Origin of the sequence: Myceligenerans xiligouense, from assembly GCF_003814695.1 — a bacterium.
Classification (GTDB): domain Bacteria; phylum Actinomycetota; class Actinomycetes; order Actinomycetales; family Cellulomonadaceae; genus Myceligenerans; species Myceligenerans xiligouense.
On record NZ_RKQZ01000001.1, the window covers coordinates 2,126,202 to 2,146,476 of the forward strand.

At 70.9% G+C, this 20,275-nt stretch carries 16 protein-coding genes; 12 read left to right on the plus strand and 4 right to left on the minus strand.

Translation table 11 applies throughout. From position 1 onward, the window contains the following. Positions 1-15 precede the first annotated feature (15 nt). On the minus strand, positions 16-891 hold the full coding sequence (locus EDD34_RS09110) for a class I SAM-dependent methyltransferase (protein WP_123814277.1): 876 nt from the start codon (positions 889-891) through the stop codon (positions 16-18). Between the two features lie 201 nt (positions 892-1,092). On the opposite strand from EDD34_RS09110, the gene EDD34_RS09115 reads away from it, so the two are divergent. The 9 genes from EDD34_RS09115 (at position 1,093) to EDD34_RS09155 (ending at position 13,197) form a co-directional block, all read left to right on the plus strand. Further along, positions 1,093-2,739, plus strand: a complete 1,647-nt coding sequence (locus tag EDD34_RS09115; protein WP_123814278.1) for an ABC transporter substrate-binding protein — start codon at positions 1,093-1,095, stop codon at positions 2,737-2,739. A gap of 110 nt (positions 2,740-2,849) precedes the next feature. Further along, positions 2,850-3,857: an ABC transporter permease gene (locus EDD34_RS09120; RefSeq protein WP_123814279.1), complete on the plus strand. Its 1,008-nt coding sequence runs from the start codon at positions 2,850-2,852 to the stop codon at positions 3,855-3,857. 71 nt (positions 3,858-3,928) lie between these two features. Continuing rightward, on the plus strand, positions 3,929-4,837 hold the full coding sequence (locus EDD34_RS09125; RefSeq protein ID WP_246012654.1) for an ABC transporter permease: 909 nt from the start codon (positions 3,929-3,931) through the stop codon (positions 4,835-4,837). A gap of 17 nt (positions 4,838-4,854) precedes the next feature. Then, on the plus strand, positions 4,855-6,633 hold the full coding sequence (locus EDD34_RS09130) for a dipeptide ABC transporter ATP-binding protein (protein ID WP_123816434.1): 1,779 nt from the start codon (positions 4,855-4,857) through the stop codon (positions 6,631-6,633). A gap of 183 nt (positions 6,634-6,816) precedes the next feature. Next, on the plus strand, positions 6,817-8,295 hold the full coding sequence (gene rpsA / locus EDD34_RS09135) for a 30S ribosomal protein S1 (protein WP_123814281.1): 1,479 nt from the start codon (positions 6,817-6,819) through the stop codon (positions 8,293-8,295). 168 nt (positions 8,296-8,463) lie between these two features. Next, complete coding sequence (gene coaE, locus EDD34_RS09140) at positions 8,464-9,129, plus strand: dephospho-CoA kinase (protein ID WP_123814282.1); 666 nt, start codon at positions 8,464-8,466, stop codon at positions 9,127-9,129. Then, on the plus strand, positions 9,126-9,788 hold the full coding sequence (locus EDD34_RS09145; protein ID WP_123814283.1) for a pyroglutamyl-peptidase I: 663 nt from the start codon (positions 9,126-9,128) through the stop codon (positions 9,786-9,788). The genes coaE and EDD34_RS09145 overlap by 4 nt, the downstream gene beginning before the upstream one ends. Before the next feature lie 53 nt (positions 9,789-9,841). Then, positions 9,842-11,953, plus strand: coding sequence for an excinuclease ABC subunit UvrB (uvrB, locus tag EDD34_RS09150; RefSeq protein WP_123814284.1), 2,112 nt, complete (start codon positions 9,842-9,844; stop codon positions 11,951-11,953). A gap of 239 nt (positions 11,954-12,192) precedes the next feature. Then, entirely contained in the window at positions 12,193-13,197 is a 1,005-nt protein-coding gene (locus EDD34_RS09155) for a TerC family protein (RefSeq protein WP_123814285.1), read from the plus strand. A gap of 90 nt (positions 13,198-13,287) precedes the next feature. On the opposite strand, the gene EDD34_RS09160 is transcribed toward EDD34_RS09155, so the two are convergent. After that, positions 13,288-14,028, minus strand: a complete 741-nt coding sequence (locus tag EDD34_RS09160; RefSeq protein WP_123814286.1) for an MBL fold metallo-hydrolase — start codon at positions 14,026-14,028, stop codon at positions 13,288-13,290. Positions 14,029-14,249: 221 nt separating this feature from the next. Between EDD34_RS09160 and EDD34_RS09165 the strand changes: the two genes are divergently transcribed. From EDD34_RS09165 to uvrA, 3 genes are all read left to right on the plus strand, one after another. Continuing rightward, positions 14,250-14,486: a hypothetical protein gene (locus EDD34_RS09165; protein ID WP_123814287.1), complete on the plus strand. Its 237-nt coding sequence runs from the start codon at positions 14,250-14,252 to the stop codon at positions 14,484-14,486. A 210-nt stretch (positions 14,487-14,696) separates the two neighbouring features. Further along, positions 14,697-15,002 (plus strand): YciI family protein, encoded by a 306-nt coding sequence (locus EDD34_RS09170; protein ID WP_123814288.1) that lies wholly within the window; start codon positions 14,697-14,699, stop codon positions 15,000-15,002. 76 nt (positions 15,003-15,078) lie between these two features. Further along, entirely contained in the window at positions 15,079-18,021 is a 2,943-nt protein-coding gene (gene uvrA / locus EDD34_RS09175) for an excinuclease ABC subunit UvrA (RefSeq protein WP_123814289.1), read from the plus strand. Positions 18,022-18,120: 99 nt separating this feature from the next. On the opposite strand, the gene EDD34_RS09180 is transcribed toward uvrA, so the two are convergent. Both EDD34_RS09180 and EDD34_RS09185 read right to left on the minus strand, forming a co-directional pair. Beyond that, positions 18,121-18,987, minus strand: a complete 867-nt coding sequence (locus EDD34_RS09180; protein ID WP_123814290.1) for a hypothetical protein — start codon at positions 18,985-18,987, stop codon at positions 18,121-18,123. A 386-nt stretch (positions 18,988-19,373) separates the two neighbouring features. Then, complete coding sequence (locus EDD34_RS09185; RefSeq protein WP_123814291.1) at positions 19,374-20,216, minus strand: hypothetical protein; 843 nt, start codon at positions 20,214-20,216, stop codon at positions 19,374-19,376. Between the last annotated feature and the right edge of the window lie 59 nt (positions 20,217-20,275).

Here is a 20,275-nt window from a genome sequence, read left to right on the forward strand (position 1 = left end):
CTCGCCCGCGGGACGTCAGCCCTTGCGGGTGACGAAGACGGCCGTGCCCGGGAGGTAGCGGCCGCGCTCCGGGCCCCAGCCGCCCCACACCGCGGAGTTCCAGGCAGGCCACTCCGGCTCGACCAGATCGACGAGTCGCAGGCCGGCCGCCGCGACATCGCGCACGTGGTCGCCCACCGTGCGGTGGTACTCGGCGTAGGAGACGCGGCCGGCGTCGTCCGTCTCGACGTACGGCCGGCGGTCGAAGTAGGAGCGGTTCGCCGTGAGCCCGGCCGGAGTCGGGTCGTCGGGGAACGCCCAGCGCAGGGGGTGGGTGACCGAGAAGACCCAGCGGCCGCCCGCGCGCAGGACGCGCGCGGCCTCGGCGTGCACGCGGCCGGCATCCGGCACGAACGGGATCGCGCCGAACGAGGTGAAGACGACGTCGAAGCTCGCGTCGGCGAACGGAAGCGCCCGCGCGTCGGCCTGGACGAGCGGGACGACGCCGGCAACGTCGCCCGGGAGCGGGTCCTGGCCGCGACCGCCGTCGGACCCCGTGCGGTCCCACGCCTCGGGCGTGCGGTCCCGCATGCCGGCCCGGCGCTCGCGTCCCTCGTGGAGCATGCGCCACGACACGTCCGTCGCCACGGCACGGGCGCCCCGCCCGGCGAGCCAGCGGGAGCACTGCGCGGCGCCGGCGCCGATCTCCAGCACGTCGCGACCGGCGACGTCGCCCAGCAGACCGGCCTCGGACTCGGTGAGTCCCTCGGGGCCCCAGCGGAGCTCGCCCGCCAGGAAGCCGTCGTGGTCGTCGAGGTACTCGCCGGCGTTCGTGTCCCACCAGCCGCGGGAGGCGGCGCCGCCCTCGTGGTCGGGCACATCGCGGTATCCGTAGTCGCGCACGGGGCACATCCTCTCGCGGCGGCACGGCGGCGGCCTCCGGCGGCGCCGGGCATGATCCCATAGCACGCCGTGGCCGATCACGAATCGATCACGATATGGACATCCGGTACACAGCGAAACACTCGCGCAACCCGGGTGAACCTAGAGTCGGGCGCACACCACGCAGCGGCGTGCGCAACCTGCGCGCCGCGTCCGATGGAAGGAGACGCCATGCGTCTGGGTTCACTGCGCCGGCTGGGGGCGCCTGTCGCGCTCGCGGCTGCCGGCGCCGTCGCGCTGTCCGGTTGCGTCGCGAGCGAGCGCGGCGACGAGGGTTCCGGCGGGGACGGCGGGAAGGACACGTTCGTGTTCGGCGCGTCGGCCGAGCCGGCCACGCTCGACCCCGCCTTCGCCTCCGACGGCGAGTCGTTCCGGGTCGCGCGGCAGATCTTCGAGGGGCTGGTCGGTGTCGCGCCGGGCACCGCGGATCCCGAGCCGCTGCTCGCGGAGAGCTGGGACATCAGCGAGGACGGGCTGGAGTACACCTTCCAGCTGGTGGAGGGCGTGACCTTCCACGACGGCACGGACTTCGACGCCGAAGCCGTGTGCGCGAACTTCGACCGCTGGCACGGCTGGACCGGCCTCGCGTCCCACGAGAACCTCTCGTACTACTACAAGGCCGTCTTCGGCGGCACCGGTGACGACAGCAAGTACGACTCGTGCGAGGCGACCGACGCGGCCACCGCCGTCGTCACGCTGAACACGCCGGTCCCGGAGATGATCGCCGCCCTGTCGCTGCCGGCGCTGTCCATGCAGTCGCCGACGGCCCTCGAGGAGTTCGGCGCCGACGACGTGCAGGGCACGGAGGACGCGCCGCAGCTGACGGAGTACGGCAAGGAGCACCCGGTCGGCACCGGCCCGTACAAGTTCGTCGAGTGGAAGTCCGGTGAGAGCGTCACGCTCGAGGCCAACGAGGACTACCGCGACGAGATCGCGGACGTGAAGCGGATCATCTTCACCACCATCGCGGACGGCACCGCACGCCGTCAGGCGCTCGAGGCCGGTGACATCGACGGGTACGACCTGGTCGCCCCGGCCGACGTGGACGCGCTCGACGAGGCGGGCTTCACGCTGCACAACCGCCCGGCATTCAACATCCTGTACCTCGGCATGAACCAGAACGCCGAGCCGCTGGACGACCCGCTCGTGCGCCAGGCGATCGCCCACGCGGTCGACAAGGAAGGCCTGGCGGAGGCCACGCTGCCCGAGGGCACCGAGGTCGCCACGCAGTTCATCCCGTCGACGGTCATGGGCTACTCCGAGGACGTCGCCACGTACGACTACGACCCCGAGACGGCGATGGACCTCCTGGCCGAGGCGGGCGCCGAGGACCTCGAGATCGAGTTCAACTACCCGACCGAGGTGTCGCGCCCGTACATGCCGGACCCCGCCGCGATCTTCGAGGCGATCTCCGCGGACCTCGAGGAGGTCGGCATCACGGTCACGGCGACGGCGGAGCCGTGGAGCCCCACCTACATCGACACCATCCAGGGCAGCGAGAAGCACGGCCTGCACCTGCTGGGCTGGACGGGCGACTACAACGACACCTACAACTTCATCGGCACGTTCTTCGGTACGGAGTCCCTGGAGTGGGGCTTCGACGACGCCGAGGTGTTCGAGGCGATCGACGACGCCCGCAACGCGCCGGTCGAGGAGCAGGAAGCCGCCTACCAGCACGCGAACGAGGTCCTGATGGACTTCCTGCCGGGCCTGCCGATCGCGAGCCCGGTGCCCACGCTGGTCGTGGCACCGGACGTGATCGACTACCCGATCTCGCCGGTGCAGGACGAGGTGTACCACTCCATCACGTTCGAGTGAGCGTGACCTCAGGCGGCCCGCACAGGCCGTAACATCGATGCCCGTGTCCGCGGCCGACCGCCGTCGGGCACGGGCATCCATGTGCCACGGAACGAACCGAAAGCGATCACATGCTCAGACTCGTCGGGCAGCGGCTGCTGCTCCTGATACCGCTCCTCCTGGGGCTCTCGGTACTCCTGTTCGCATGGGTGCGGGCGCTGCCGGGCGGGCCGGTCACCGCCATGCTGGGCGAGCGGTACACCCCGGAGGCGGCCGCCGCGATCGAGGCCGAGATGGGGCTCGACCAGCCCCTGATCGTCCAGTACGGCAAGTACCTGCTCCGCCTGCTGCAGGGCGATTTCGGGACGTCGCTGCGCAGCGGCCGTCCCGTGCTGGAGGAGTTCATCAACCGGTTCCCCGCGACGATCGAGCTGACCGTGGTCGCGCTGATCTTCGCGATCGGGATCGGTATCCCGCTCGGCTACCTCGCCGCCCGGCGGGCGGGCACCGTCGTCGACCACACCGCGGTGGTCGTGTCGCTCATCGGCGTGACGGTCCCGGTGTTCTTCCTCGCCTTCATCCTCAAGTACTTCTTCGCCGTGGAGCTGGGCTGGTTCCCGACGAGCGGCCGGATGAGCCCCACCATGGAGGCGACCCATCCCACCAACTTCTACGTCCTGGACGGGATCCTCACCGCGGAGTGGGACGCCGCCTGGGACGCGCTGGTGCACCTGATCCTGCCGGGCGTCGCGCTGGGCACGATCCCGCTGGCGATCATCGCCCGCATGACCCGCGCGGCGGTGTCCGAGGTCCAGAACGCCGACTACGTGCGCACCGCCCGCGCCAAGGGGATCAAGCCCGCGCGCCTGCGCACCGAGCACATCCTGCGTAACGCGATGCTTCCGGTGCTGACCACGATCGGGCTCCAGGTGGGCCTGCTGCTGTCCGGCGCGGTGCTCACGGAGACGGTCTTCGCGTTCAGCGGCATCGGCAGCTTCCTGGCCGAGGCCGTGTTCAACGCCGACTATCCGGTGCTGCAGGGCTTCGTGCTGCTGATCGCGGTGACGTATGCCCTGGTGAACCTGCTCGTCGACGTGTCGTACGGGCTGATCGACCCGCGTCTGAGGAGGCAGCAGTGAGCACAGGCGAGCTTCCCCCCACCTCGGGGGCCGGCGGCGCGGCGAGCGCGCCCCTGCACGAACCGGCGTCGATCCACGGGGCCGACGGCGGCGCCTCGGGCGCCGACCACTCCGGCGAGGGGGTGTGGCGTCGTGCCTGGCGCACGCTGCGCCGGAACCCGGTGGCGATCGCCGGCTTCGCCATCGTCGCGGCGTTCGTGCTCGTGGCGGTCCTCGCGCCGCTGATCGCGCCCTACGGGCCGCACGAGCTGCCCGGCCGTTCGGACGTCCGGCCCACGTCCATCCCCGGACCGTCCGCCGAGTACTGGCTCGGTCTGGACCGGTACGGCGGGGACGTGTTCTCCAAGCTGATCTGGGGTGCGCGCGCCTCGCTGCTGGTCGGCGTCGTCTCGACGCTCTTCGGCCTGACCGGCGGCATGCTGATCGGCCTGCTCGCGGGCTGGTTCGGCCGCTGGGTCGACTTCGGCGCCATGCGCCTGGTCGACCTCATGCTGTCGGTGCCGTCGCTGCTCCTGGCCGTCTCGATCGCCGCGATCGCGGGCCAGTCGCAGATGTCGGTGATCATCGCGATCGGAGTGGTCCAGGTGCCGATCTTCGCCCGGCTGCTGCGCGGGTCGATGCTCGCGCAGCGCGGGCAGGACTACGTCCTGGCGGCCTCCGCACTCGGGCTGACGCGCCGCTCGGTGACGATGAGCCACGTGCTGCCGAACTCGGTGGGCCCCGTGATCGTGCAGGCCACACTGACGCTCGCGACGGCCGTCATCGAGGCGGCGGCGCTGTCGTTCCTCGGCCTGGGCGGCGGCGAGCCGTCGACGGCGGAGTGGGGGCGCATGCTGACGGCGGCGCAGCAGGAACTCGCGGTCGCACCGCGCCTGGCGGTCCTGCCCGGCATCTGCATCGCGGTCACCGCCCTCGGCTTCACCCTCGTGGGCGAGAGCCTGCGTGAAGCCCTCGACCCGCGGAACAGGACCCGGCGATGAGCGACGTGAAGGACACGATGAACGAGAGCACCCCCGCGGCGGACACGCCGCCGGAGGCCGCCCCGCCGGCGGACACCCCCGCCGTGGACACCGCCGCGGCGGACGCCTCCGCGGCCGACGTCGTGCTGCGGATCGAGGACCTGGCCGTCGACTTCCGGACGGAGGGCGGCGCGGCGCGCGCCGTGCGCGACGCGAACCTGATCGTCCGTCGTGGCGAGACGGTGGCGATCGTCGGCGAGTCCGGTTCGGGCAAGACGACCCTCGCGATGGCGGTCCTCGGGCTGCTCGCGAGCAACGGCTCCGTGGCCGAGGGGCACATCTGGTTCCAGGGCGAGGACCTCGGCCGGGTCGGCGCGCAGCACATGGCGCGCCTGCGCGGCACGGAGCTGGGTCTCGTCCCGCAGGACCCGATGACGAACCTCGACCCGGTGATGCGGATCGGGCGGCAGATCGACGAGGGCCTGATCGACAACGGTCTGCGGACCCGCCGGGACGCGCGCGCCCGGACGGTCGAGCTGCTCGACGAGGTCGGGCTGCCCGACGCCGGCCGTCGCGCCTCGCAGTACCCGCACGAGTTCTCGGGAGGCATGCGGCAGCGCGCGCTCATCGCGATGGGCCTGTCGGGACGTCCCGCGCTGCTGGTGGCGGACGAGCCGACGTCGGCCCTCGACGTCACGGTGCAGCGGGGCATCCTCGACCAGCTGTCCGACCTGACCCACGAGCTCGGTACCGCCGTGCTGCTCATCACCCACGACCTCGGCCTGGCCGCCGAGCGGGCGGACAAGGTGGTGGTCATGTACCGCGGCGAGATCGTGGAGCAGGGGCCGGCGCGCGACGTGCTGATGAACCCGCGGCACGAGTACACGCGGCGGCTCATGGCGTCGGCGCCGTCGCTGGCGTCGCGCCGTATCGAGATCGCGCGCGAACGTGGCCTGGACGACGTGCTCGACCAGACCCTCCTGGCGCACGAGGACGGCGCCGCGAACGGCGACGTCGCGCCTCTCGTCAGCGTCCGGGACGTCTCGAAGGTGTTCCGGATCCGCGGTCAGGGACTGCTGGGGCGCGGCAAGGACTTCACGGCCGTGGACGGCGTGAGCCTCGACATCCCGCGCGGCTCGACGGTCGCGGTGGTGGGGGAGTCCGGCTCCGGGAAGTCCACCCTGGCGCGGATGATCCTCGACATCGAGACGCCGACCGCGGGCACGATCCACTTCGACGGCCGGCCGGCGGGCGGGACCGGCCAGACCGAGCGGATCGCCTACCGGCGGCGCGTCCAGCCCGTGTTCCAGGACCCGTACTCGTCGCTCGACCCGATGTATTCCGTGTTCCGGGCCATCGAGGAGCCCTTGCGGGCGCACCGTTTCGGCGACCCGGACGCGCGCCGGGAGCGGGTCGAGGAGCTCGCCGAGCAGGTCGCGCTCGGCAAGGGGCTGCTGCGGCGGTTCCCGTCGGAGCTGTCGGGCGGCCAGCGCCAGCGCGTGGCGATCGCCCGCGCCCTGGCGCTCAAGCCCGAGCTCGTGGTGTGCGACGAGGCGGTCTCCGCGCTGGACGTCGTCGTGCAGGCGCAGATCCTGCGGCTGCTCGCCGAGCTGCAGGAGGAGCTGGGCCTGACGTACCTCTTCATCACGCACGACCTGGCCGTGGTGCGGCAGATCGCCGACCGCGTGCTCGTGATGCAGAACGGTATGGTCGTCGAGGAGGGCACGGTCGACGAGGTGTTCGACTCCCCGCGCACCGACTACACCCGGGCCCTGCTGGACGCGATTCCCGGCAAGGACCTGGAACTCGCGCTCTGATCGGCCCACCGTCCTGGGTCCGCCCTCCCGTCGCCGCGTCGCCGCGGCCGGTCTCGCGTTGACCGGCCCGGTGGGCGGTGGCTAGGATGTTCGGCGGTGCCGTGCGCCCAACTCATGGGCGCCGCACACCACCTTCTGTCCCTGTCCGCACTACGTCATGTCCGCATCGGAGCATCGAACTCAATGACCATCTCCACCACGAAGTCCGCCCCTCAGGTCGCCGTCAACGACATCGGCACCGAGGACGACTTTCTTGCCGCTGTCGACGCCACCATCAAGTACTTCAACGATGGTGACATCGTCGAAGGCACGATCGTCAAGGTGGACCGTGACGAGGTTCTCCTCGACATCGGTTACAAGACCGAGGGTGTCATCCCGTCCCGGGAGCTCTCGATCAAGCACGACGTCGACCCCGGCGAGGTCGTCGCCGTCGGTGACGACGTCGAGGCCCTGGTCCTCCAGAAGGAGGACAAGGAAGGCCGCCTGATCCTGTCCAAGAAGCGCGCCCAGTACGAGCGCGCCTGGGGCACGATCGAGAAGATCAAGGAGGAGGACGGCGTCGTCACCGGCACCGTCATCGAGGTCGTCAAGGGCGGCCTCATCCTCGACATCGGCCTGCGGGGCTTCCTCCCCGCCTCCCTCGTGGAGATGCGTCGGGTCCGCGACCTCCAGCCGTACGTCGGCAAGGAGATCGAGGCCAAGATCATCGAGCTCGACAAGAACCGCAACAACGTGGTCCTGTCGCGCCGTGCCTGGCTGGAGCAGACCCAGTCCGAGGTGCGCTCCACCTTCCTGCAGACGCTGCAGAAGGGCCAGGTGCGCCCCGGTACGGTCTCCTCGATCGTCAACTTCGGTGCGTTCGTCGACCTGGGCGGCGTGGACGGCCTCGTGCACGTCTCCGAGCTCTCCTGGAAGCACATCGACCACCCGTCCGAGGTCGTCGAGGTCGGCCAGGAGGTCACCGTCGAGGTGCTCGACGTCGACTTCGACCGCGAGCGTGTCTCCCTGTCGCTGAAGGCGACGCAGGAGGACCCGTGGCAGACCTTCGCGCGGACCCACGCCATCGGCCAGGTCGTGCCCGGTAAGGTCACCAAGATCGTCCCGTTCGGTGCGTTCGTGCGCGTCGAGGACGGCATCGAGGGCCTCGTGCACATCTCCGAGCTGGCCGTGCGCCACGTGGAGCTCGCCGAGCAGGTCGTGTCCGTCGGTGCCGAGGTGTTCGTCAAGGTCATCGACATCGACCTGGAGCGCCGCCGCATCTCGCTGTCGCTCAAGCAGGCCAACGAGGGCGTGGACCCGGAGTCCGAGGACTTCGACCCCGCGCTGTACGGCATGGCCGCCGAGTACGACGAGCAGGGGAACTACAAGTACCCCGAGGGCTTCGACCCGGAGACCAACGAGTGGCTCGAGGGCTTCGAGACCCAGCGCGAGGCGTGGGAGGCCGAGTACGCCAAGGCCCACGCTCGCTGGGAGTCGCACCGCAAGCAGGTCGCCGAGGCGCTCGCCGCGGACAACGACACCACGCCCGAGGCTCCGGCGGCCCCGGCCGCCGCGTCGTCGTCCTCGTCCTACTCGTCGGCCCCGGTCGAGGAGGAGGGTGCGGGTACGCTCGCCTCGGACGAGGCGCTCGCCGCGCTTCGCGAGAAGCTGACCGGCAACTGATCCGGTGACGGGAGGGCCCAGGCGCACGCGCCTGGGCCCTTTCGCATGCCCCGGAGACGGCGGGACGGCCGACGGACCGGCCGCCTCGGAGCTCGCGTCCGTGCCGGCCCTGACGGGACCGGACGCCTGCCCGGCGCGGAACGGCGCGTCGTGAGGCAGGATAGGGGCATGTTCCGTATCGGCCTCACCGGTGGGATCGCCGCCGGTAAGTCGGTCGCGACACGGCGCCTCGACGAACTCGGCGCCGTCGTCGTGGACCACGACCAGCTCGCCCGCACCGCCGTCGCCCCGGGATCGGTCGGCCTCGAGGAGATCGCCGAGGCGTTCGGCACCGAGGTGATCGGGCCCGACGGCGGCCTCGACCGTCCCGCGCTGGGCCGCCTCGTGTTCGCCGACGACGAGGCGCGGGAGCGGCTCAACGCCATCGTGCACCCGGAGGTGCGCCGGCTGTCCGCCGAGCACGAGGCGGCAGCGGCGGCGCGAGACCCCCGGGCCGTCGTCGTGCACGACATCCCCCTGCTCGTCGAGACCGGGCAGGCGGGAGCGTTCCATCTCGTCGTCGTGGTGCACGCGCCCGTGGAACAGCGGCTGGAGCGGCTCGTCGAGGGGCGGGGCATGGACGCGGAGGAGGCGCAGGGTCGCATCGCCGCGCAGGCGAGCGACGAGGACCGGCTCGCCGGCGCCGACGTGGTGCTCGACGGCACGGGGAGCGTGGAGAACCTCCGCGCACAGGTCGATTCCCTGTGGGAGCGGGCGCAGCGCGAGGTCGCACAGGAGGCGGAGGCGGAGGCCGACGACGCCGCCCTGCACGACAGCCGGGCGTCCGGCGCGTGAGGGCCCTCGTCACCGCGTTCGAACCGTTCGGGGGAGACCACGTCAACGCGTCGGCCGAGGCGGTGACGCGGCTCGCCGCGACCTGGGACCCGGAGGCCGCGGGCGCGGCCCTGGACACCCTGGTGCTGCCCGTCACGTTCGGCGGTGCGTTCGCGCCGGTGCGGGCGGCGATGCTGGCGGCGCGGGAGGAGGGCGCCCCGTACGACGCCGTCGTCGCCGTCGGGCTCGCCGCCGGGACCGAGGCGGTCCGCCTGGAACGGGTGGCGATCAACGTGGCCGACGCGCGCATCCCCGACAACGCCGGCCACCTCCCGGCCGACGAGCCGCTGCTCCGGACCGGTCCCGCCGCCCACTTCACGGGGCTTCCGGTGAAGGCGGCGCTCGCCGCGCTGCACGAGGCCGGGATCCCCGCCGCCGTCTCCAACACCGCCGGGACGTTCGTGTGCAACGCCCTGTTCTACACGCTGCGCGAGGCGTTCGGCGACGGCGTGACGGGATTCGTGCACGTGCCACGGACGGCGGAGGAAAGGGCCGACGGAGATCCCGGGCTCCCGCTGGAGACGCTGGCCTCCGCCCTGCGGATCGTGCTCACCACGTCCCTGGCGGCGGCGCGCGGCGAGGTCCTCAGGGCGGCGGTCGCGGCGGGCGCCGAGCACTGACCCGCGACCCGGCTCGGGGAAGCACTGTCAGACAGTCGAACTACCGTAGGACCATGCGCCCCGTCACCGATCTGCAACGGACCGTCGCCCCCATCGAGGTGGTCTCCGAGTACCAGCCCGCCGGAGACCAGCCGTCGGCGATCGCCGAACTCACCGAGCGTATCCAGGCGGGGGAGAAGGACGTCGTGCTGCTCGGGGCCACCGGTACGGGCAAGAGCGCGACGACCGCGTGGCTCATCGAGAAGCTCCAGCGGCCCACCCTCATCATGGCGCCGAACAAGACGCTCGCCGCGCAGCTCACCAGCGAGTTCCGGGAGCTCCTGCCGAACAACGCCGTGGAGTACTTCGTCTCCTACTACGACTACTACCAGCCCGAGGCGTACATCGCGCAGTCGGACACCTACATCGAGAAGGACTCCTCGATCAACGACGAGGTGGAGCGCCTTCGGCACAGTGCGACCTCGTCGCTGCTGACCCGGCGGGACGTGGTCGTGGTGGCGTCGGTGTCGTGCATCTACGGCCTGGGCACGCCGCAGGAGTACGTGGACCGCATGGTGCGGCTCGACATCGGCGACGTCGTGGACCGGGACGAGTTGCTGCGCAGGTTCGTCACCATGCAGTACACGCGGAACGACACGGCGTTCACGCGCGGCACGTTCCGCGTGCGGGGCGACACGGTGGAGATCATCCCGGTGTACGAGGAGCTCGCCGTGCGCATCGAGATGTTCGGCGACGAGATCGAGTCCATCCAGACGCTGCACCCGCTGACGGGCGACGTCGTGCGGAGCGAGCAGAGCGTCCACCTCTTCCCGGCCACGCACTACGTGGCCGGGCCGGAGCGGATGGAGCGGGCGATCGGCGGGATCGAGGCAGAGCTCGCCGAGCGGCTGACCGAGCTGGAGGGGCAGAACAAGCTGCTGGAGGCCCAGCGGCTGCGCATGCGCACCACCTACGACATCGAGATGATGCGCCAGATCGGCACCTGCAGCGGCATCGAGAACTACTCGATGCACATCGACGGTCGCGCGCCCGGCACCGCGCCGAACACCCTGCTCGACTACTTCCCCGAGGACTTCCTGCTCGTCATCGACGAGTCGCACCAGACGGTGCCGCAGATCGGGGCGATGTTCGAGGGCGACATGTCGCGCAAGCGGTCCCTCGTGGAGCACGGCTTCCGGCTGCCCAGCGCCATGGACAACCGGCCGCTGCGCTGGGAGGAGTTCACCGAGCGCATCGGGCAGACGGTGTACCTGTCGGCGACCCCGGGCGACTACGAGCGTGCGCTGTCGGACGGCGTGGTGGAGCAGGTGATCCGTCCGACCGGCCTCGTGGACCCGGAGGTCGTGGTCAAGCCGACGACCGGACAGATCGACGACCTGCTCGGTGAGATCCGTGACCGTGTGGAGAAGAACGAGCGGGTGCTGGTCACGACCCTCACCAAGAAGATGGCGGAGGACCTCACCGACTACTTCCTGGAGCGCGGCGTCCGGGTGCAGTACCTGCACTCCGAGGTCGACACGCTGCGCCGCGTCGAACTGCTGCGCGAGCTGCGGCTGGGCGAGTTCGACGTGCTGGTCGGCATCAACCTGCTGCGAGAGGGCCTCGACCTGCCGGAGGTGTCGCTGGTCGCGATCCTGGACGCGGACAAGGAGGGCTTCCTGCGCTCCGGCCGGTCCCTCATCCAGACCATCGGCCGCGCGGCGCGCAACGTGTCCGGTCAGGTGCACATGTACGCCGACAAGATCACGCCGGCCATGCGGCAGGCCCTCGACGAGACGGACCGCCGCCGGGCCAAGCAGATCGCGTACAACGAGGCGAACGGCATCGACCCGACGCCGCTGCGCAAGAAGATCGCGGACGTCACCGACATGCTCGCCCGGGAGGACATCGACACCCAGGAGCTGCTGGCCGGCGGCTACCGGAAGGCATCGGCCGGGGGTGCTCGTGGCAAGGCGCCGCTGCCCGGGACGCCGAAGGAGGGTGCGGCCACGGGCAACCGCCTGGCGGGCGCCGCGGCGAGCGAACTTGCCGAGCTCATCCAGGAGCTCACGGACCAGATGCACGGCGCCGCGGCCGAGCTGCAGTTCGAGGTCGCCGCGCGCCTCCGTGACGAGATCTCGGGCCTGAAGAAGGAGCTGCGGCAGATGCAGGCGGCGACGACCTGAGGTGGGCGTGCGGTGCGACCTGCGGGAGACCGACCTCACGTTTCGCGTGAACGCTCTGGTCGCGTACACTTTTCGCCAGGAGGGGAGTATCCCGGGACGGTTCGTTTCGTCAGTACGGGCGACAAAGGTGTTGCTCCGGGCGGACCGGCTCGCTGTGCAGATCGCCAGGTGATGGTGGTGTGCTCGCGAGTTGGGAGAGACCTCCGGTGCCTGACGCTGTCCACCGGAGGTTCTCATTCATGTATGTGCCGTTCTGGGCCTGGGTCCTGACCGTCCTCGCGATCGTCGCTCTGATCGCCGTCGACTACTTCGGTCATGTCCGCAAGTCCCACTTCCCGTCGATCGCCGAAGCGGGGCGCTGGTCCCTGGTCTACGTCCTGATCGCCGTCGCGTTCGGTGGGATCGTCTGGTGGGCATGGGGTCCGCAGTACGGCGGTGAGTACTTCGCCGGGTGGGTCACCGAGAAGTCGCTGAGCGTGGACAACCTCTTCGTGTTCGTGCTCATCCTCGCCAGCTTCAAGGTGCCGCGGGAGTACCAGCAGAAGGTGCTGCTGATCGGCATCACGATCGCGCTCGTCATGCGGACGATCTTCATCATGCTCGGCGCCACCCTGGTGGCGCACTTCAGCTGGGTGTTCTACCTGTTCGGCGCGTTCCTCCTGTGGACCGCGTGGTCGCAGGCCAGGGGCGGCGGCGAGAGCGACGAGGAGTATCACGAGAACGGCGTGCTCCGCCTGGTGCGCCGGGTCTTCCCGGTCACCGACACGTACGTCGGGGACCGGATGACCGCCAGGATCGACGGCCGCCGGATGATCACCCCGATGCTCGTCGTCATGATCGCGATCGGCTCCGCGGACCTCCTGTTCGCCGTCGACTCCATTCCGGCGATCTTCGGCCTGACGCAGGAGGCGTACCTCGTCTTCACGGCCAACGCGTTCGCGCTCCTCGGGCTGCGGCAGCTGTTCTTCCTCATCGACGGCCTGCTGGACAAGCTCGTCTACCTCAACTACGGCCTCGCCGTGATCCTGGGCTTCATCGGTGTGAAACTCGTCAACCACGCCCTGCACCTCAACGAGGTGCCGTTCATCAACGGCGGCCGCGAGGTCGACCTGGTGCCGGACATCCCGACGTCCTTCTCGCTGCTGTTCATCGTCGTCGTCCTGACGATCACCACCGTCGCGTCCCTCCTCAAGGTGCGCAGCGACCGGAAGGCCGCCGAGCTCGAGGAGACCCGGAAGCCCTGAACCCGGAGGGGCCCTGACCCCCACGGCCTGACCCTGACGCCCGCTCCGGCACGAAGGGCCGGGCCTCGGGTCAGGGCCGCTCCGGCGTCGTCACCAGCCCCGTTCGCGCCACTCCGCGAGATGGGGGCGTTCCGCGCCGAGTGTCGTGTCGAGCCCGTGGCCCGGGTAGACCCAGGTGTCGTCCCGGTACCGGTCGAAGATCCGGGTGGTGACGTCGTCCAGCAGCGCCCGGAAGCGGCTCGGTTCGCCGTGCGTGTTCCCGAGACCACCCGGGAACAGCGCGTCGCCGGTGAACAGGTGCGTCCGCCCGGCGACGGCACCGGGCCGGGAAACGTTATCGGGCTCCGTGTAGGCGAGCGCGATCGAACCCGGGGTGTGCCCGCGCAGGTGGATCACGGTGAGATCGACCTCGCCGAAGGTGACGGTGTCGCCGTCGGACACCGCGATGTCGACCGGGGTGCCGGCGTCGTGGGCGATGGCCTCGGCGTCGTCCACGCCGGCGAGGGTCCGCGCGCCCGTGACGGCGGCGATGTCGGAGAGCGCGCCGAAGTGGTCGGGGTGGCGGTGCGTGGTCACGATGAGATCGAGCGGGGGCCCGGCGTCGAGCGGGCCCTCTCCCGGCCCGTCGCCCTCGGACATGTCGATCAGGTCCATGAGCGACTGGGGGTCGGCAGCGGCGTCGATCAGGAGCTGGGCTCCGGTCGCGTGGCAGGTCAGGAGGTATGCGTTGTTGTCCATGGGACCCACGGACATCTTGTGGATCGCGACATCGTCGAGCAGGCGGACGTCGGGGTCGCAGCCCGTGACAACATCGCCGGTGTAGGGCGCCATGGGGGGAGTCTGCCAGGGTTACGGTCGTCCGCGCACCTGGAGGTGCTGCATCCGGTGTGCGCTTTTCCTCCCATGGCGCCAGGCGAGGGCGGGGCGCGGGGGCGCCGTCGGACTCTCGTTTCCGGCGGATGTTGCAAAGTGGGGCGGATCACGACATCCTGCGGGCGGCCGGGTTCTCACCCGGCCGGAGACACGACCGCAACGACGAAAGGCAATCATTCGTGAGCCTGAACCTCGACAACCTCGTCGACAAGGCCTACCGCGGCAAGGGCATCAGCGAGATCCTCGCTGCCCCGCCGTCGGCGCTGCTCGGCCTGAGCCCCAACCACGACGAGGCGCTCGCGGCGCTCAAGATCAAGAGTGTCGGTGACCTGGGCAAGTGGCAGCACGCCGTGAACGCCCAGGCGCTCGTGACCCTCGCGCACGCCGAGGTGGCGGAGACCGCAGCGGACGCGTGAGCCCCACGCCCCGCGGTTCACGTCCGGGAGGACGTGGACGCGCGTCGTGAGGCGCCGGCGCCCGTCCCCGGAACGTTCGGGGGCGGGCGCCGTCGCGTCCGCCCGGCCGTCGCGTCCGCCCGGGCCGTGCGGCCGGCGTGGCCCGGCGCCGGCGTGGTCCGTGGCCGGACGGGCCCGCCCCGTCCTTGGCAACCCGGCAGAATGACCTGTATGACGACCTACGCCGTGACCTACGAGTACGCCGACGACTCCGCCGGGCTGGACGCGCACCGCGCGGACCACCGCGCCTTCCTGCGCGGTCTGCACGAGGCCGGGACGCTCCGTGCGTCGGGCCCGCAGCCGGCGGTCACCGCGGAGAACGGCACGCCGGTGCCCGCCGGTGCTCTCCTCGTCCTGGAGGCGGACTCGCCGGAGGCCGCGCTCGGGATGCTGGACGAGGACCCGTTCCGGACGCAGGGCCTGGTCACGGCGTGTGCCGCGCGCGAGTGGACCGTGGTGATCGGAGGGTTCGCCTGAGAGGCCGCGGGTTCCGCGCCCGACCGTGTCGTAGAACACTCGTGCGAATGTCAGAGTCTCGTCCTAGGATGCTCAGGTGAGCAATCGGCTGGTCGTATCTGGTGCGCGTGAGCACAACCTCAAGAACGCAGACCTGGACCTTCCCAGGGACGCGCTGATCGTCTTCACGGGCCTATCGGGGTCCGGGAAGTCCTCGCTCGCCTTCGACACGATCTTCGCCGAGGGCCAGCGCCGCTACGTCGAGTCGCTGAGCGCCTACGCGCGCCAGTTCCTCGGCCAGATGGACAAGCCCGACGTCGACTTCATCGAGGGCCTGAGCCCCGCGGTGTCGATCGATCAGAAGTCCACGAACCGGAACCCGCGCTCGACGGTCGGGACCATCACCGAGGTCTACGACTACCTGCGTCTCCTGTTCTCCCGAGCGGGCACGCCGCACTGTCCGGTGTGCGGCGAGGAGATCCGGTCCCAGACTCCGCAGCAGATCGTCGACCGGGTGCTGGAACTCCCCGAGGGAACGCGCTACCAGGTGCTCGCGCCCGTCGTGCGGGGCCGCAAGGGCGAGTACGCCGACCTGTTCAAGGAGCTCGGCGCCAAGGGCTTCGCGCGTGCCCGGGTCGACGGCGAGGTGGTCCAGCTCGCCGAGCCGCCGGCGCTGGAGAAGAAGCTGAAGCACGACATCGAGGTCGTCGTGGACCGTCTCGTGGCGCGCGAGGGCGTGCAGCGGCGGCTCACCGACTCCGTCGAGACCGCCCTCGGCCTGGCCGGCGGACTGGTCATGATCGACCTGGTCGATCTCGACGCGGATGATCCCGACCGCTTCCGCAAGTACTCCGAGAAGCGCTCCTGCCCCAACGACCACCCGCTCACGCTCGACGAGATCGAGCCGCGCACCTTCTCCTTCAACGCCCCCTACGGTGCGTGCCCCGAGTGCACCGGTATCGGTTTCCGCCTCGAGGTGGACCCGGACCTCGTGGTACCGGACGAGGAGAAGTCGCTGCGCGACGGCGCCGTCGCGCCCTGGACCCAGACCTCCAGCGAGTACTTCGAGCGGGTGCTGACGGCGCTCGCGGCGGAGATGAAGTTCGACATGGACGCCCCCTGGCGCGCGCTGCCGCAGCGTGCGCGGGAGGCCGTGCTGCACGGGCGCAACCACGAGGTGCAGGTGCGGTATCGCAATCGCTGGGGCAGGGAGCGGCAGTACTCGACGGGGTTCGAGGGCGTCATCACGTTCCTGGAGCGGCGCCACCGCGAGACGGACTCCGACTGGTCCAAGGAGAAGTACGAGGCGTACATGCGGGAGGTGCCGTGCCCCGTGTGCGACGGCGCTCGCCTCAAGCCCGAGGTCCTCGCGGTGAAGGTGGGCGGCCGGTCCATCGCGGAGGTGTGCCGCCTGCCGATCGCCGCCGCGGCGGAGTTCCTCAAGGGCCTGGAGCTGGGGGAGCGCGAGCGGCAGATCGCCGCCGAGGTGCTCAAGGAGATCCACGCGCGGCTCGGCTTCCTGCTGGATGTCGGCCTGCACTACCTCACGCTCGAACGGCCCGCCGGCACGCTGTCGGGCGGGGAGGCGCAACGCATCCGCCTCGCCACACAGATCGGGTCGGGCCTGGTGGGTGTGCTGTACGTGCTGGACGAGCCGTCGATCGGGCTGCACCAGCGTGACAACCGGCGGCTCATCGAGACGCTGACGCGGCTGCGGGACCTGGGCAACACGCTGATCGTCGTCGAGCACGACGAGGACACGATCCGCTCCGCGGACTGGATCGTGGACGTGGGTCCGGGCGCGGGGGAGCACGGCGGCCGGGTGGTCCACTCGGGCGACCTGACCGGCCTGCTGGAGTCGGCCGAGTCCGTGACGGGGGCGTACCTGTCGGGGCAGCGCAAGATCCCTCTCCCCGCCGTACGCCGGCCGGTGGACCCGGGCCGTCGGCTCACGGTGGTCGGGGCGCGCGAGAACAACCTGCGGGACATCGACGTGTCGTTCCCGCTCGGTGTCTTCACGGCGGTCACGGGAGTCTCCGGGTCGGGCAAGTCGACGCTGGTGAACTCGATCCTGCACACCGTGCTCGCGAACGAGCTCAACGGCGCCCGGCAGGTGGCGGGCCGGCACACGCGGGTCACGGGGATGGACCACCTCGACAAGGTGGTGCACGTGGACCAGGGGCCGATCGGGCGCACGCCGCGCTCCAACCCGGCCACCTACACGGGCGTCTGGGACCGGGTGCGCAAGCTGTTCGCCGAGACCACCGAGGCGAAGGTGCGCGGCTACGGGCCGGGGCGGTTCTCGTTCAACGTCAAGGGCGGTCGGTGCGAGGCGTGCACCGGCGACGGGACGATCAAGATCGAGATGAACTTCCTCCCGGACGTCTACGTGCCGTGCGAGGTCTGCCACGGCGCGCGCTACAACCGCGAGACCCTCGAGGTGCACTTCAAGGGCAAGACCGTCGCGGACGTGCTGGACATGCCGATCGAGGAGGCCGCCGAGTTCTTCGAGGCGTTCCCCGCGATCTCGCGGTACATGAAGACGCTCGTCGACGTCGGCCTGGGGTACGTCCGGCTCGGGCAGCCCGCCCCGACCCTGTCCGGCGGGGAGGCGCAGCGCGTGAAGCTGGCCACGGAACTGCAGAAGCGGTCCACGGGCCGTACGGTCTACGTTCTCGACGAGCCGACCACGGGCCTGCACTTCGAGGACATCCGCAAGCTGCTCGGCGTGCTGCAGTCGCTGGTGGACAAGGGGAACTCGGTGATCGTCATCGAGCACAACCTCGATGTCGTCAAGAACGCCGACTGGGTGGTCGACATGGGACCGGAGGGCGGCTCCGGTGGTGGCCTGGTGGTGGCCGAGGGGACGCCGGAGGCGGTGTCGCTGGTGCCGGAGTCGCACACCGGGACATTTCTCGCGGAGATCCTCGACGGCACGGTGCCGGTCGGCGCGACGGCGAACCAGGAGTCCCAGGCCGCCGGCGCCGGAGGCACCGCGAAGAGCCGGGCGCGACGCCGCAAGGCCGCCGTCGCGGGGTGAGGCGGGCGCCTTCGCGCCCCCGGCTCTCCGGGGTGACCGGATGCCACCGCTGGTGGCCGGCGGCCGCGGCTGTCGGCCGCGCCGGTCGCGGTGGCCGGGTCAGACGACGTCGTAGTCGACCCAGACGCGGACGGCCTTGCGTTGCTCGGCCGTACGCACCGTGCCACTGAACGCCCGCGAGGCCAGGCGAGGCTTGGCCGGCTCGATCTCGACCGTGCACGTCTGCCCGGCCATGGCCAGGTGCTCCGCCTTCAGCCGGAACGCGCCGCAGCGCCAGCGGGAGTCCGGCCCGGCGGCCAGGTCGAGCACCCGGTGGAACACCTCGAACGAGGCGTAGCTGGCCATCGAGACCGGCAGGGCGGGGAAGCCGTCGAAGTGGCCGCGACACATGTCGGCCCTCACCTCGAGTTTCGCGCTGCCGTACGGACCGTGCACCGACACGTCGCGAACGGGCATCGGAGCCACGTACGGATTCTCGGGGGAGTCGGCGTCCGTCTCGGTGGGCGGGCCCATGAGGCGGTGGAACACGCCGGCGGTCATCACCTTGTACTGCACGTCCATCCGGGCGATGAGGGTGCCCGCGGAGTCGCGGAGTTCGGTGTGGGCGACGACCTGCCGGCGGTTCTGCCCCTGAACCACGGCCGTCCCGATCAGCGGGCCGGGGGCCGGCGACTCCCCGGCCGGATACATGCGTCCCACGGTGCGGTGGGCGAGGTAGAAGTGACGTCCGGCCGCCGGGCTGCTGGTGGCGGCGGCCGACAGCCCGAGCGCCGCCAGGTGGCGGCCGACCTCGCCGACGCCGATGACCTGGGTCTGACGCCCGGGTGGTGCCTGTACCGGGATGACCGCGGTGGCGCGCCCGGGTGCGCTGCTGTGGAGGTTCTCGAGAGCGTAGTAGGGTCGCGTGACGCAGATGAGTGGTGCGATGTCGTCGTAGGTGGCCGTGGTGTTTGTGCTGGTCGGCACCAGAATCACCCCTGGGGTTTGCCGCGTGTGGGTAACTGCCACTAAGACTCGCATATCCGGCAAAGAGGTCCTAGACCCGCGAACTGATTCGCGTGGCGAGATCCTTCTCCACCGGCTGCTCCAAGGGCGGTTCCCGCCCCCCGGGCTTCGATAAAAAGTGTGCCAAGCAGACCGAGTCCATCCGTCGTCCGAGACCTGAGAATGGCCGGATCATTGACTCTCCATGACCCCGGCCTGCCCTGGGCCGTCTGTCGGAGGCCGACGGGATGGTCGTGCCGGAGTCGGCGATGCGCGTCGTCATGTGACGAACGGCACACGCTCTCCGGTGTGTGTCTCGTGCCGGGGCAGACGCGACCGGACGGTCGTGGGAGCAACGGCGGGGCCCGTCAGCGGGGCGGTTCCAGCCTGTAGTGCAGGCGCATCGCCCACGCGTCCCACAGGCGCAGTTCATGGTCCGTGCGCAGCACCTGGCGGGAGTCGGTGTACATCCGGAAGGTCTCATGGAGGGGGAGGCGCGTGGCGACGTCGCGGCCGCCGTCGTGCACCACGACGTACGCCCCGTCCTGGCCGAACCGGCCGCGAGGGGACTCGAGGACGAGCGACCCGTTCGCACCCACGGCCGGGCGGAGGAAGACCTGCACGTTCCCGGCCTCGAGCGGGAACGCGACGTGCACGCTGGGCCGGTCGGCGCCCGGCAGCGCGCGCACCGAGTAGCAGCCGCTGAACACGTACCGGCCCGTGGAGCGCAGCGTGCGCAGCCAGGCGGCGGAGACCTGCGCGCCCGCGCGGTCACGGATCACCGTGATGCGGCTGTCCATGCCGTGCGCCACGTCGAGCGGGCGCATGGGCAGGGCGAGCTGTTCCACGCGCCGGCCGAACAGTCGTGCGACCAGTTCCCCGGCCGGCCAGAACAGCGGCGACCAGCCGGCCCACACGTCCATCCGCCAGGACGCGGTGTGCTCGTAGAAGTCGCGGATCTCCGGGCGCAGCGCGGCGGCCGAGAAGCCGGGTCCGTCGAGCGCGGCGACCGCGGGGAGCAGTCCGGCACGCGGGTCGTCGTCGTCCACGGTGCCGCCGTGGAAGGCCGCCTCGGTGGCGGGCCATCCGTCCGCGACGGTGGGGGAGAGGCTCACCGGCGCCCGCAGCCACGACTCGGCCCCGGCCAGGTCCACCCGCCGTCCGGTCAGCCGCCAGAACCTTCGGGTCGCGAGATCGAGTAGATGGCTCACGGCGGCATCCTGGCACGCGAGTCGTGGCCTCGGTCACTCCTCGCGGCTAGGGTGATCAG

Bases quoted from the DNA above. Each gene is read 5' to 3' on its own strand.
- EDD34_RS09120 (WP_123814279.1), top strand. From the start codon at position 2,850: ATGCTCAGACTCGTCGGGCAGCGGCTGCTGCTCCTGATACCGCTCCTC.
- rpsA (WP_123814281.1), top strand. From the start codon at position 6,817: ATGACCATCTCCACCACGAAGTCCGCCCCTCAGGTCGCCGTCAACGAC.
- EDD34_RS09130 (WP_123816434.1), top strand. From the start codon at position 4,855: ATGAACGAGAGCACCCCCGCGGCGGACACGCCGCCGGAGGCCGCCCCG.
- EDD34_RS09155 (WP_123814285.1), top strand. From the start codon at position 12,193: ATGTATGTGCCGTTCTGGGCCTGGGTCCTGACCGTCCTCGCGATCGTC.
- EDD34_RS09160 (WP_123814286.1), bottom strand. From the start codon at position 14,028: ATGGCGCCCTACACCGGCGATGTTGTCACGGGCTGCGACCCCGACGTC.
- EDD34_RS09110 (WP_123814277.1), bottom strand. From the start codon at position 891: ATGTGCCCCGTGCGCGACTACGGATACCGCGATGTGCCCGACCACGAG.
- EDD34_RS09170 (WP_123814288.1), top strand. From the start codon at position 14,697: ATGACGACCTACGCCGTGACCTACGAGTACGCCGACGACTCCGCCGGG.
- EDD34_RS09115 (WP_123814278.1), top strand. From the start codon at position 1,093: ATGCGTCTGGGTTCACTGCGCCGGCTGGGGGCGCCTGTCGCGCTCGCG.
- coaE (WP_123814282.1), top strand. From the start codon at position 8,464: ATGTTCCGTATCGGCCTCACCGGTGGGATCGCCGCCGGTAAGTCGGTC.
- uvrB (WP_123814284.1), top strand. From the start codon at position 9,842: ATGCGCCCCGTCACCGATCTGCAACGGACCGTCGCCCCCATCGAGGTG.